Below are 14,051 nucleotides of genomic sequence, written 5' to 3' on the forward strand. Positions count from 1 at the left end.
GGCGCAGGGCACGGCATGCGTGAGGACTCACCGCGCTGGGAGCAAATCAATCCGAGCTCCTACCAGCACGAGCAGGAGGGCCTGCGCGAGCTGGCCGCATACCTGCCGGACGCCGAGCCTTACCACGTGTGGGCCAACGTGGAGTTCGTCGGCACCGACGGCTCCATCAACGAGGTCGACGCGCTGGTGCTCACCCGCAGCGGCCTCTACGTGCTGGAGCTCAAGCACTGGCAGGGCCGGTTCTCCGGCGACGGCCAGCAGTGGCGGCGGCACAAGCCCAACGGCCGCACACAGGTGCTCGACAGCCCGCTGATCCTGGCCAACCGCAAGGCGAAGCGGCTGCGCAGCGTCATCCAGCAGTACGCCCCGCCCGGCGCGCGCGTCCCGTACGTGCAGGCGGCGGTCTTCCTGCACGCCCGTGACTCGCGCTCCGAGCTGGACGAGATCGGCCGCCAGCACGTCTACGGGCTGGACGGTCACGCCGCCGGGAAGCTGCCCAGCCTCAAGGAGATGCTGCTCGCCCAGCCGCTCGACGCCCGGCACCACGTCGACGCGGTCCGGGGCCGGCAGATCGTCGAGCTGGTGAAGGGCGCGCGGATCCGCCCCTCCGTCGCCGACCGCCGGGTCAACCAGCTCGTGCTGCACCAGCGGCCGTTCGCCGAGGGCATTGGCTGGCAGGACTTCCTCGCCGACCACACTGTCGGCGGCGAGCTGCTGCGCCGGGTCCGGTTCTACCTGACCAGCCGGGCCGCCGAGGAGGACGTACCGACAATCAAGCTGGCGGCGGAGCGCGAGTTCCGGCTGCTGCAGGGCATCCACCACCCGGGCATCGCCCGCGCCCTCGACCTGGTCGAGCACCCGTGGGGGCCGGCGGTCGTCTTCGACCACCGCAAGGAGTGGGTACGCCTCGACCAGTGGCTGGCCGAGCGGGACGGCCGGCTGCAACTGGCCCAGCGCCTCCAGCTCGTGCAGGATCTCGCCGAGATCGTCGACCACGCCCACTCCCGGCGGCTGTCGCACCGGTCGTTGAACCCCCGGGCCGTCTTCGTCTGCGACCCGGACAGCGCCCGCCCGACCCTCGTGGTGACGGACTGGCAGACCGGCGGCCGGTTGCCGGGCACCCGGATGACGACGCTCGGCTCCCCGACCGACCCGGCCAGCCTCGAACTGTTCTTCGACGACGTGGTCCGCCGCTACCAGGCCCCCGAGGCGGCCGTCGTCGAGGGGCTGCCGGGCCACCAGCTCGACATCTTCTCCCTCGGCGCGCTGGCGTACCGGATCTTCGCCGGGGTCGAGCCGGCGGCCACCGCCGAGGATCTGCTCGCGGCGGTCGCCGACGGCGGCCTGCGCCTGGACGCGGTCGCCGACGGCATGCCGACGGCGCTGGTCTCGGCCGTCTACGACGCGACCCGGGGCGACCCGGCGCAGCGGATGGCGCGGGTGGGTGACTTCCTCACCTGGCTGGACCTGGTCTGGGAGGAGCTGACCGCCCCGGAGCCCGAGCCGGTGGTCGACCCGCTGCAGGCCCACCGGGGCGACGTGCTCGACGGCGGCCTCACCGTGCTCGGCAACCTGGGCAGCGGGGCCACCGCGATCGCCCTCGCCGTCACCCGGGGCGACACCTCCGACGGGCGTGAACTGGTGCTCAAGGTGGCCCGGGACGAGCAGTACGCCGACCGGTTCGCCGCCGAGGCCCGCACAGTCGACAAGCTGCGCGACTCCCGGGTGGCGGCGCTGGTGCAGGGGCCGATCAAGGTCGGCAACCGCACCGCCCTGCTGCTGGAGAGCGCCGGCAAGCGCACCCTCGCCGAGGACCTGCGCGGCGGCCGGCTGGCGCTGGACCTGCTGGAGCGCTACGGCCGGGACCTGCTGGAGATCGTGGCGTTCCTGGACGGGCAGGGGGTGTGGCACCGGGACATCAAGCCGGCCAACCTGGCGGCCCTTCCCCGGCCGAAGGACAAGCAGCCCCACCTGTGCATCTTCGACTTCTCCCTGGCGGGCGTGCCGGCCGACCAGCTCACGGCCGGCACCACCGCCTACCTCGACCCGTTCCTCGGGCCGCCGCGCCGGCTGCGGTTCGACGCCGCCGCCGAGCGCTTCGCCGCCGCCGTCACCCTGTACGAGATGGCGACGGGCACGCTGCCCCGCTGGGGCAACGGCGCCAACCCCGCCGCCGTCAGCGACGAGGTGACCCTCGACCCGGCGGCCTTCGACCCGTCGGTCGCCGACCGGCTGGTCGCCTTCTTCGCCAAGGCGCTGGCCCGGGACACCGCCGACCGGTTCGACACCCTCGACGAGATGACCGACGCCTGGCGGGCGGTGTTCCGGGAGATCCCGGAGCCGGCGGCGGCCACCGACGACACGGGCGGGGCCGCCCCGCTGGGCCGCTCCTCGCCGCTGGAGGGCGCGGAGCTGACCGCGCGGGCCCGTTCGGCGCTGGAGCGGCTGGGCATCACCACGGTCGGCGAGCTGCTGGACGCCGAGCCGTCGGCGCTGACCCGGGCCCGGGGCGTGCCCGACGCCACCCGCAAGGAGATCCTGGCCCGCGTCCGGGAGCTGCGGGACCTGCTGGACGCCGAACCGGAGCCGGCCGCCGCCGCCCGCCCGTACGCGCAGGGCGTCGAGGCGCTCTGCGCCACCCTGCTGCCGGCGGTCACCGACCGCACGGCCTGGCACCGCACGGCCGTGCAGGTGCTCCTCGGCCAGGCCCCCGACGCCGACGGCCGGTATCTGCGCTGGCCGTCCCAGTCGGACGTGGCGCGGGTGGCCGGCAAGCAGCAGCCGCAGATCTCCACCCTGCTGCGGCGGGTCGTCGCCCGGGACTGGCAGCCGAACGTCGCCCTCCGCCTGGTCTGCGACGAGATCGTCGCCGTGCTCGACGGGCGGGGCGGGGTGGCCTCCGCCGAGGAGATCGCCGAGGCGCTGGTCGCCGCGCGCGGCTCGTACACCGTCGAGCCGAAACGCACGGCGCAGGCCATCGGCCTGGTCCGCGCCGCCGTGGAGACCGAGCTGGCGCGGGGCGGCGACGCCCGGGTGGCCATGCACCGGCTGCGCGACTCCGACACCGTGCTCGTCGGCCGGGAACCCGACGACCCGGGCATCGAGCGCACCGCCGACGACCTGCTCGGGTACGTGACCCGGCTGGGCCGGCGGGCCACCGAGCTGGCCGGCGCGGACCCGCTGCCCACCCGGGCGCGGGCGGTGGAGGAGCTGCGGGCGCTGGAACCGCCGCCGGCCGGCACCCCGCCGCTGAGCGACGCCCGGCTGCTGCAGCTCGCCGCCGCCGGCAGCGGCGGCAGGGCCGCCGTCAACGCGCAGGGCCAGCTCTACCCGGCGGGGATGCCCGCCGGGCGCGCGCTGCGCCTCGCCGCGGGCGCGCTGGTCGGCCAGAAGCTCGACCCCGACGCGGTACGCGCCAGAGTGCGCGCCCGTTTCCCCCGCGCCCAGGAGCTGCCGCCCCGGCCGCAGCTCGACGGGCTGCTGCGGGAGGCGATCCCGCTGGTCTGGGACGTGTCGGCAGGCCTGTACGCACCGCCGGACCGCACCTCCTCGGTCACCGGCACCCGCATGCAGAGCACGGTCGGCCCGATCCTGGAGCCCGACGCCGCCGCGCAGGTCAGCCGGCGGCTGCACGATGTCATCGGCCGGCGCGGCTTCCTGGTGGCGCTCACCTCGGTGCGGCGCACCGCCCACGCCCGCCGGGCCCTGCTGCAGCGCTACGACCTCACCGAGGTCGACGTCACCGCGATCATGCTGGAGCGGCTGCGGGCGCTCAGCTTCCCCTGGGAGGCGATCGTCGCCGCCGACACCGGCTCGCCGACGGACGCCGACTTCCGCTCCCTGGTGGAGCTGTTCCAGCACGAGGTGCTGCCCGCCGTCGAGCGGCGGCTCGCCGAGGCCCCCGGGCCGGTGCTGATCACCGAGGCCGCGCCGCTGGCCCGCTACGACCAGCTCCGGCTGGTCCAGGAGCTGGCCGACCCCACCCGGGCACGCCCCGCCGCCCGGCTGCTGCTGGTCCCCGTCCGCCGCACCGAGCCGGTGCTGCTCGACGGCCGACAACTCCCGCTCACCTCCCCGGCCAGCCAGTCCCTGTGGCTGCCGGAGGAGTGGAGCGGCGCCGCCCCCGCACAACAGCAGAGGAACGCCACCCGATGATCCCCCTGAAGGCCCTCCAGGCCCAGGTCACCGCCCTCACCGACGACCTGCGCGCGGTGGTCGCCGGGGACTCCGAACTGGAGTCTTCGCTGCGCAAGGAACACGGCCAGGCGACAGACGCCCGGCGTACGGCGGGGACGTTCGAGACCTGGCTGGAGGACGTCCTCGACCAGGCGGCGGTGGCATGGGTGCTCGGCTGCGTCTTCGTGCGCTTCTGCGAGGACAACGCGCTGGTCGAGCCGCTGTGGATCGGCGGCCCGGAGCCGACCGCCCCGGTCGAGCGGGCGGTGCAGCACCGACAGCAATACCTGATCGACCACCCCCGACGCAACGACCGGGAGTGGCTGCGCGAGGCGTTCACGTACCTGCGGGGGCTGCGCGCCACCGGCAAGATCTTCGACGAGCACAACCCGGTGTGGCGGTTCGACATCTCCGGCGAGGCGGCCGAGAAACTGTCGGAGTTCTTCCGGCGCGGCCCGGGGCTGGCGTCCCTGCGGGTGGAAGACCTGGACACCCGCTTCCTCGGCGACCTCTACCAGGACCTGTCGGCACACGCGAAGAAGACGTACGCGCTGCTGCAGACGCCGGACTTCGTGGAGGAGTTCATCCTCGACCGCACGTTCGAGCCGGCGGTGAAGGAGTTCGGCCTGCCCGACACGTCGGTCATCGACCCGACCTGCGGGTCGGGGCACTTCTTGCTCGGCGCGTTCGGCCGGCTGGTGAAGCTGTGGCGCAAGCGGGAGCCGGCAGGGGACATCCGAGTGCTGGTCGAGCGGGCGCTTGGCCAGGTGACCGGGGTGGACATCAACCCGTTCGCGGTGGCGATCGCCCGGTTCCGGCTGTTGGTGGCCGCGATGAAGGAGTGCGGGCTCACGTCGCTGGAGCGTACGCCGGCCTGGCCGGTGCGGGTGGCGACCGGCGACTCACTGCTGCGCTGGGGGCGCAAGTCGAGCCACCAGGGCGACCTTCTGGAGTACGGCAAGGGCGAGAGCGGCTTTGCGTACGCGACCGAGGACGCCGACGTGCTGGGCAAGTACCTGCGCGAGGGGCAGTACACGGTGGTGGTCGGTAACCCCCCGTACATCACGGTGGCAGACGCAGCCAGGAACCAGCTCTACAGGGAGATTTACCCCGACGTCTGCCACCGGCAGTACGCGCTGACGGTGCCGTTCGCCAAGCGCTTCTTCGACCTGGCCAAGCGCTCGGACGAGCACGGCGAGGGCGCGGGCCACATCGGGCAGATCACCGGCAACGCCTTCATGAAGCGCGAGTTCGGCAAGAGGCTCGTCGAGGAATACCTGGCCCACCATGTTGAATTGACTGAGGTTATCGATGCTTCGGGTGCATATATTCCTGGCCACGGAACGCCGACCGTAATTTTGGTAGGGCGAGCAAATTCGCGTCGGCGAGTAGCTGGCGTGCGAGCTGTTCTTGGTGTTCGGGGCGAGCCGAGTCAGCCGGATGAGCCGTCGATGGGACTCGTCTGGCGCGCGATAGTGGATCAGGTCGGCCAGCCTGGAAGTGTTTCCGATTGGGTTTCGGTGGCTGACCTGCCGCGTGCTGACCTTTCGCTTCATCCGTGGAGCCTGTCCGCAGGTATTTCCTCTCCTGTCATGTCCAAGCTCCAGTCCAGCGCGCGTGTCTTGAGTGATGTTGTGGACAATATTGGTTACACCGGGCAGACAAACACAGACTCGGCGATGCTGGCAAGTAAGAAGCAGTTTGTCAGGGTTGGAGTTGAGGCAGACGCTCATCTTCAGTTCGTTACTGGCGAGGCGGTCCGAAATTTCGTTGTCCATGAGGGTGATCATTCGCTCTTTCTTCACCGCGATTCCGAAACCATCGATATTGCTGGCTACCCCGGGGCCTTGCGTCGGCTATGGCCGCTTCGAGAGGCGCTGTGGGCTCGACGGACGTTCGCCAAGTTGTCCTATAAGGAAGAAGGGCGCCCGTGGTGGGGCTGGCATCAGGTTGCATCGCAGCGTCTCGGTGCATCGCTGAACATCTGCTTCGCCTTCGTTTCCACCCACAATCACTTCGTTCTCAGTAGAAGCGAGAGGCTTTTCAATCGCAGTGCTCCCACGGTTAAGCTGAGGAAGGACGCGACGGAGGACGAGCACTTGCGGCTGCTCGGGGTGCTGAACAGCTCGACCGCCTGTTTCTGGCTCAAGCAGGTGAGTCAGAGTAAGGCCGGCAGTGGAATTGGCCGAGGAATTCAGCCCGAAGCATGGATGGATCGGTGGGAGTTCACCGGGACGAAGTTGCAGGGGTTTCCGCTGCCGGGGGCGTACCCGTTGGGGCGGGCGCGGGCGCTGGACTCGCTGGCGCAGCGGCTCGCCAGCCTGAGCCCGGCGGCGGTCGCGGATTCCGGGGTGCCGACCCGGGAGCGGCTGCGCACAGCGCACCGCGACTACGACCTGACCCGGGCGCAGATGATCGCGCTGCAGGAGGAGTTGGACTGGGAGGTCTACCGGCTCTACGGGCTGCTTGACGGCGACCTGACCTGCGCCGAGCCGCCGGAACTCAAGCTGGGCGAGCGGGCGTTCGAGATCGTGCTGGCGCGGAAGATGGCGGCCGGCGAGGTGGAGACGCAGTGGTTCGCGCGGCACGGGTCGACGCCGATCACCGAGATGCCGGCGCACTGGCCGGATGATTACCGGGCGCTGGTGCAGCGGCGGATCGAGGTCATCGAGTCGGATCGCAACATCGCGCTGATCGAGCGGCCGGAGTGTAAGCGGCGGTGGGCCAGCGACGGCTGGGACGAGATGCAGGCCAAGGCGCTGCGGGACTGGCTGCTGGATCGGTTGGAGGCACCGGAGCTGTGGGGCGACCGGCCGACGCCGCAGTCGGTGGCGCAGCTCGCGGACAAGGTGCGCCACGACGACGACTTCCGCTCGGTGTTGGAGCTGTGGGCCGGGCGCGACGACTACGATCTGACGAAGACGCTCGCCAAGCTGGTCGCAGACGAACACGTGCCCTACCTGCCCGCTGACCGATACAAGCCATCCGGCCTGCGCAAGCGGGTGCAGTGGGAGCGCACCTGGACGCAGCAGCGGTTGGAGGACGCGGGCGAGAGCGTGCAGGTAGACGTTCCGCCGAAGTACAGCTCGGCGGACTTCGCCAAGGCGTCGTACTGGAAGGCGCGCGGCAAGCTCGACGTGCCGAAGGAGCGGTTCATCTCGTACCCGAAGGCGGGCCGCGACAACGACGGCACGGTGCTGCTCGGCTGGGCCGGGTGGGACCACCTCGCCCAGGCCCAGGCGCTGGCGACCGTCTACCTGGACCGCAAGCTCCAGGCGGCCTGGCCGGCGGAGCGCCTGCTGCCGCTGCTCGCGGGCGTCGCGGAGCTGGAGCCGTGGCTGCACCAGTGGCACGCCGACGAGCGGCCCGACTTCCCTGGCTCACCCGCCCAGTTCTTCACGGACCTGATCGACGCCGAGCTGTCCCAGCTCGGCGCGGACCGCGCCGAGCTGACCAAGCTGCGAGGCGTGATGTCTGCCTGAGGCTGACACCGAAGAGTTCCCTCAGCGAAGCGCGGCGACGATCCGTCCGACGGAGGTGGACGGATTGCCCTCGGGGAGCAGGTCGAGCTGATCCGCCCTCCGACAGGCAGCCTCGATTCAGTCGCGGAACTTGTCGAAGTCAAGCGCGGTCTTAGCTGTGGTTGGACGCGTGGGCCGAATCGTGCCGTTCCTCGCCTTCGACGTCGAGATGCGCAAGGTCATCTGCTCTACCAACGCGATCGAGTCCGTGAACGCCGCATCCGCAAGGCCGTGCGTGCTCGTAGGCACTACCCAACGAGCAGCACTCAAGTGCGTGTACATGGCTTTGATGAGCCTCGACCCCACCGGCTCCGGCCGCCAGCGCTGGCCCACGCGCTGGAATACACCGTTGAACCCCTTCCAGATCGCCTTCGAAGGTCGGCTCGCTTAGTCAATCACTGACCATCTCAAGAACCAAGGTCAGCCGTTAACTTGGCACTCTCTTGACCGGGCTTGACCCGCGGGGAGCGGAGTGTTCGAATTACTACGTTCCGCCATGCGGGCCGACTAATCTATAACTTCATCGGACGGGATTTAATGGCACCCTCTCCCTACAGCCTGGAAGGCGCACGTACGATTCTGTCTGGCCCGGATGACAAATGGGCCAGGTCCCTGAGCACGCTCCTCGGCATCGGGGTGATCGCGGCTGGCCCGATCGGCCTGGCCACCGGCTCAGGTGTCGTCCTCGCGGCTTGGGGCTGGGTCGACCAGAAGAACGAAGTGGTGAGTCTTCTCGGTAGACTGGTCACCGCAGGCCTCGACCGGCTCGGCGTTAGGCGCTTGCCAGAACGGGCCAGCGTCCTTGCCGCGACGCACACGGCCCTGGTGTACGGGGCCTTCTTCGCCGCGATCCGTGAGACCCTCGGGCCTGTTTATGACCAGATCGGCCTGACCGACGAGGACAAGGAACGCCTCGCCGACCGGGCCACCGCCGCACTGGCTCAGAGACAGTTGACGCACGCGTTCGCCGTGACCCAAGTTCCCCTCCCTTGGGCGGGGTGCGGATTCCGTGTCAACCGGGATACGTTCATCACCTCGCTGTACCAGGAGATTGCCTCCCTGTGTATCAAGTTCTTTCAGACCTTTGTCGTCTGGGATAGGGCCGAGGTGGTGAGCCCGGCGGTACCTCTGATCGAAACCATGGTAGAGCGGGCGGTACGCCGGTATGACTCGGAGTACAAGCTGCTGGCCGCAGACGTCCGGGAGTTCGAGATCTGGGCAATGCTTGGCGAACACGACGCCACCCAGGCCGCCGTGGGTGATGCCGCAGAGTCCCTGGTCCGGTTGGAACATCTGTTGGTCTCTCTGGCGGGTGCTGCCCAGCATCAGGCCCATGAGGTCCGGCGGGTCAGCGCTGACTTCAACCGGGCGGTCCTAGACGAACCACTGGTCACCGCCGGCATCTCCGACGAACTCCCCGCACTGAAGGTGCCCGCTGTCGGAGACGGCTACCTCAGCCCGTCCTTCCGTTGGATGGTGATGAGCAATGACGCCAGGCCGGCCGACGAGTCGTGGTGGACGCGAACAACGCCCGAGCAAAGCAATCTGGACGGCTTTCTGGCGGCCTACTTCTCATCTCCCCAGAGCCATGAGCGGCCGCTGGTGGTGCTGGGGCACCCCGGGTCGGGCAAGAGCATGTTCACAAAGGTCTGCGCGGCGAGACTCTCCAGCAGTAACGCCTTTTCGGCTGCCCGGATTCCCTTGCGTCAGGTGCCGGACCCGAATGCCCCGATTTACCAGCAGGTTACCGCCGTCCTTAGTAAGGCCACAAACGGCCGCGTGTCCTGGCCCGAACTCAGCGACGCGTCCGTCGATGCCACCCGGGTGCTGTTCATCGACGGCCTCGACGAGTTCATGCAGGCATCCGGCACCTCCGAGTCGAATTACCTGCAGAACGTCGTCGAGTTTCAGCGCATCGAAGCCGTAACCTCCCACCCGGTCGCGGTCATCGTCACATCGCGGACCCTGGTGGCGGATCTCGCCCGCATCCCCGACGGTTGCCTGGTCATCAAGCTGGAGAACTTCCGACCCGAGCAGGTGACCGCCTGGCTAAACATATGGGACTGCGCCAATCCTCATCTGCGGCATAGCGAGCTAGCGGGCATACCGCCGGCCGGGTCCGTTCTGTCCTATGGAGACATCGCCCGCCAGCCGTTGCTGCTGCTCCTTCTGGTTCTCTACGGCGTCCCCAATGGGCTTCCGTCGATGGAGAAGGGCTCGACGCCTGCACAGATCTACGGTGGCATCCTGCAAAGGTTTATTCGGCGTGAACTGAGTAAACCGACGGATGCGGATCCGGTTGGGAGCGAAGAGGCACAAATCCACGCCGAGTTGTGGCGGCTCGGTATCGCCGCCTTCGGCATGTTCAACCGCGGCAAGCACTACATCGAGGAACAAATACTTCTGGAAGACCTGCACACCCTCGATCCGACGCCCCGACACCGGCAGATTACGCGCAGAGGAGCCGCGCTTAGTGCGGCGCGCCGGGTGCTCGGTAAATTTTTCTTTATTTACACCTCTGAAGCGGACGAGGGCCTGGAGGGACGAAGCTATGAGTTCCTGCATGCGACTTTCAGCGAATACCTGATTGCCTACTTTACGATGACGGAACTCGCCGAGCTCTGGAATTCCCGCGATCGGCCTTCCTCTCAGAACTGGGACGACGACCGCCTCTACGCGCTCCTGTCGCATCAGGCCCTCAACTCCGGTGGCTCCGCGATCCTCTCGTTCATCGAACAACTGCACTCGGACCCAGAAAACGCCACACTCGCGGGCCAGATCCTCCGCATCCTGCTGAGTGAGGCCGGAGACCGTTGGGGCAGCGGTCGATATGGAGCGTATTCTCCCTCGTCGGGCACCTACATGGAGCGCTACGCCACCTATACTGCCAATCTGATGCTGCTCCTGTTGCACGTACAGAGCAATCCGGTGAGGCTCACGACACTTCTTCCTCGGTCGGTTCAGAACAACGACTGGTGGGCGAGGCTTGTCCGGGTTTGGCAGGGGTACATGAGCTCTGAAGTTCTCAGCGCCATGTCAGCGGAAGCTGAGCCAGATTGGGCCATTACCCGAGGTGGATCAAACGAGCAGCCGGTGGTTCATACGGAGTGGCTCGCCCTGTCCCGGATTGATGCGGTAATCTTCAATGCGGGGCACGGCGTGATTGGTAATAGTTACTCAATCGGGAGTCCTGATCGTGAGATACATGCCTTAGGGCAAGCTGCGCGCGCTTATGTGGACCCGGCAGCTTTCTGGCAGGGCCGCCAGGCCGTAGGTGAGCTTATCCATGCGGGTGAAACTGGAGGCCCGCAGAACTACAGCCTTTCGCTGCTGGCCGCTCATGTTGCGTACAGTCCCGAACTCTTTTCGCCAGAAGATGCTGCGGCGCTGGCGCCGCTTGCTCTCCAAGAGGACTTCCTTTCTCGCCAATCGTGGCCCCTGTCGCTTGTTATCGCGCAATATCCTGAACTTGCCGGACGGTCAGATGTCGTGGCACGCATCGACCAGATCCCCGTGGCGAGGCCGGAATTCGCCGCCTTGCTCGCTGGGGCGTTGATCTGGGGGGATGACTGGCCCGCCGCCGCGAGGGTTATTGCCCGCGCAACGGACGGCCTGCGTGGAGCGGCCATGGCGCTCCGGCCCTGGATCGACGGGATGAGCGGCCTGGTCGACGAACGGCGGCAGGTTCTCGTCGTCGCCGGGCATCTGGTCATGAAACAGGGACTGCTGCTGGAGGAGGAGGGGGACCAAATCGAAGCCTGACAGCTCGACCTGATACCTGCGGTCGACCTTGGCGACGAACGCTTCGTGGCAGAGCAGCGCGCCATGCGACGGTCACACCACCGTCGCCTTGCCGTCGGCAACGACGCGGATCACTCGGCCGCGCGGCCCTGTTGAGCTATGCGTTTTTCCTCTACGGCGGTGGATAGCCGGTTCTTGACGACCGTTTGAGGGGTCACAGACCTGCCGTTCAGGCGGCCGTACGGAGGAGGTGGGCGATGGGTAACAGCGGGTTTTCTCGGGAAGGGCTTGGCGAAGCAAGCAGCAGCGCCCGGCCGGTCGCTCGGGGCGCTGCTGCGGTCGTAGCTACGGCGTCAGCGGCGGATCGCCCCGACGAAGGTGGCCCAGGCGGTGGCAGGGAAGGTGAGCGCCGGGCCGTGGGGGTCTTTGCTGTCGCGTACGGCGACGATGCCCGGCAGGTTGTCGGCAACCTCGACGCACTCGCCGCCGTTGCTTCCGCTGCGGGTGCTTTTGCGCCAGTGGGCGTTGCTCAGATCAGCCATGGTGGACCTCCCCGATGATCTTGTTAATGAAGTGCCTCGATTGTCCTTCATCGAGGGCGAGTAGATCTAGGCTTGTCCAGACCTTCTCGTAAGCGTTGAACTCCTCGGGCCGGTCGAGGTAGAGAGCGCCCGTCCATGACTCGCTGTAGACCACTGATGGCTCGGGGGTCGCTCGATTTCCTAGCGGAAACTCAAGCATCACGAAGGAACCTGCTTCAGAGCCACGGTGCAGGCCGGCGGCGAGCGGCAAGATTCGGATCGAGACCGTTGCCATGTCTGCCAGAGCCAACAGGTGACGGAGTTGGTTCACCATCGTTGCAGCGTCGCTGACCGTGCGTAGCAAGGCTGCCTCAGAGAGGATCACGTCCAGCTTCGGCGGCGGAGGCAGGCGACGTTTGAGCAGGGCCTGACGCTGCAGCCGGACCTGTACGAAGCGCTCCCGGTCTTCGTCGCTCACCTCCGTGCGGTGTTGATAGACCCCAAGCGCGTAGTCCCGATGTTGGAGCAGCCCAGGCACCATCGATTCGTTGTAGAAGCGCAGCCGGGAGGCGGCGGATTCGAGGCCGACGTACAGCTCGAACCAGTCGGGGATGGCGTCGCCGTAGGCGTGCCACCAGCCCTTCGCCTTGGTCTCGGCGGCCAGGGCGAGCAGCGCGCGGGTCATCTGGGGCGCCGCCGCGTACAGCTCGCACATGGCGCGGACATCGACGCCGCGCGCGGAGCCGAGCCCGCTCTCGATGCGCCACACCTTCTGCCGGCTGCACTCCAGCGCCTCGGCGGCGGCGTCCAGGGTGATCCCCGCCTCGGTGCGCAGGTCACGCAGTGCCTTGCCGAGCCGGCGTCGTGGCACCGTCGAGCCCATGTCCTCGGCCATCCGGCCTCCTTTGCCGTTGCTTTTTGCAACATCTCGACGCCCCGTTTTGGAACACCGAATGTTGCGGACGATTAGCGGAACAGTGTGAGGGGGCATTCGTTGTGATAGTGCCTCTGACCTTACAAGATGGCCCTGACAAAGGCGATGGGCATGGAATTTCCACGGCCCATTAATTGCCGCATCGAATGGTCGTCGAGGAGGTGCGCCGTGCGCGCGATTCCCCATCCTGTCCGTCCGGTCCGCACCCGCCTCGCGAGCCGCCGGTGAGCGGGCGCTGGGTGGTGCACCTGCCGTTCACCGCCGCTGACCTGCCCACCGCCCGCCGCTGTGCGCGCCGCACCGACCACGACGGGCCGTGCTCGGCCCGGCCGCCCCGGTGACCGCCGCGCCCACCGTCGCCTGCCCGGACTGCGACGGCCTGACCTTCCGGCTCGACCCGTGCCGCTGCACCCGCTACGGCAACGTCGACCTGGCCGACGACGCGCCGGGCGGCGGCGTCGGCGGGCACCGGGAGCCCTACCGGCGGTGCCGGCTGTGCCGGGGCGCCGGCAGCGTGGCCGTGGCCTGCCGCCGCTGCGGGCTGCGGGGCTGGCTGCGCGCCCAGCTCGTGCTCACCGTCGCCAACCTGGACACCGGCGCGGTCGCCTCCCACGAGGTGCTGCCGGCCGACCTTGACCCGCGCCCGGATCCGGCGGGCGGCTGGGCGGTGGAGCTGACCCCACAGGTGCGCGAGCTGGCCGCCCGGGCCGGCGTCGCCCTCGCCACCGTCGGGGAGCCGCCGAGCGTACGGCTGCCGGCGGCCTGGCGGCCCGACCTGCCGGCGGCGCAGCGGCACGAGCTGGCGGCGCGGGCCGTCGCGGAGGCCGCCCGGCCGGCGTGGCGGGTGTGGCTGGGCCGGTCGGCCGCCCCGCCCCCGGTCGACCCGGCACGGCGGCTGGCCCGGCTCTGCGCGCTGGCCGACCTGCTCCTGCTCGACCTGGTCGTGGAGGCCCGTCGCCGCGACGGGGAGCTGCGCTGGGCCGTGCGCTACGAGGTGCCCGGCTCCCCGGTGCCCGCCCACCCGCCGGAAGTGGCGTACGCCGACCTGGCCGCCGCCCTCGCGGCCACGGACGTGGCCGACGCGCTGGCCGGGCTGGGCGAGCGCGGCGAGGACGCGCCCGCCCGGACACTGTGCCCCGACCCGCTCCGGCCGCTGCT

Annotated in this window: 6 protein-coding genes and 1 pseudogene; 5 read left to right on the plus strand and 2 right to left on the minus strand. The window is 68.9% G+C overall.

The genetic code is table 11. The features are described from left to right. Nucleotides 1-15 precede the first annotated feature (15 nt). The 4 genes from pglW (at nucleotide 16) to MCAG_RS21675 (ending at nucleotide 11,459) form a co-directional block, all read left to right on the plus strand. Entirely contained in the window at nucleotides 16-4,155 is a 4,140-nt protein-coding gene (gene pglW, locus MCAG_RS21660; RefSeq protein WP_036374625.1) for a BREX system serine/threonine kinase PglW, read from the plus strand. Continuing rightward, nucleotides 4,152-7,658, plus strand: coding sequence for a BREX-2 system adenine-specific DNA-methyltransferase PglX (gene pglX / locus MCAG_RS21665; RefSeq protein ID WP_036374634.1), 3,507 nt, complete (start codon nucleotides 4,152-4,154; stop codon nucleotides 7,656-7,658). The genes pglW and pglX overlap by 4 nt, the downstream gene beginning before the upstream one ends. 169 nt (nucleotides 7,659-7,827) lie before the next feature. Then, complete coding sequence (locus tag MCAG_RS31220) at nucleotides 7,828-8,088, plus strand: transposase (RefSeq protein WP_157548171.1); 261 nt, start codon at nucleotides 7,828-7,830, stop codon at nucleotides 8,086-8,088. A gap of 146 nt (nucleotides 8,089-8,234) precedes the next feature. Next, nucleotides 8,235-11,459 (plus strand): NACHT domain-containing NTPase, encoded by a 3,225-nt coding sequence (locus MCAG_RS21675; protein ID WP_007075121.1) that lies wholly within the window; start codon nucleotides 8,235-8,237, stop codon nucleotides 11,457-11,459. A gap of 332 nt (nucleotides 11,460-11,791) precedes the next feature. Here the strand turns inward: MCAG_RS21675 and MCAG_RS21680 are convergent, their stop codons facing one another. After that, entirely contained in the window at nucleotides 11,792-11,980 is a 189-nt protein-coding gene (locus tag MCAG_RS21680; protein ID WP_007075122.1) for a DUF397 domain-containing protein, read from the minus strand. Further along, entirely contained in the window at nucleotides 11,973-12,854 is an 882-nt protein-coding gene (locus MCAG_RS21685) for a helix-turn-helix transcriptional regulator (protein WP_007075123.1), read from the minus strand. The genes MCAG_RS21680 and MCAG_RS21685 overlap by 8 nt, the downstream gene beginning before the upstream one ends. 355 nt (nucleotides 12,855-13,209) lie before the next feature. Here MCAG_RS21685 and MCAG_RS21695 point away from each other — a divergent pair. Further along, a pseudogene (locus tag MCAG_RS21695) lies at nucleotides 13,210-14,051 on the plus strand (hypothetical protein); the annotation flags it as partial.

The organism is Micromonospora sp. ATCC 39149 (assembly GCF_000158815.1).
Taxonomy (GTDB): Bacteria; Actinomycetota; Actinomycetes; order Mycobacteriales; family Micromonosporaceae; genus Micromonospora.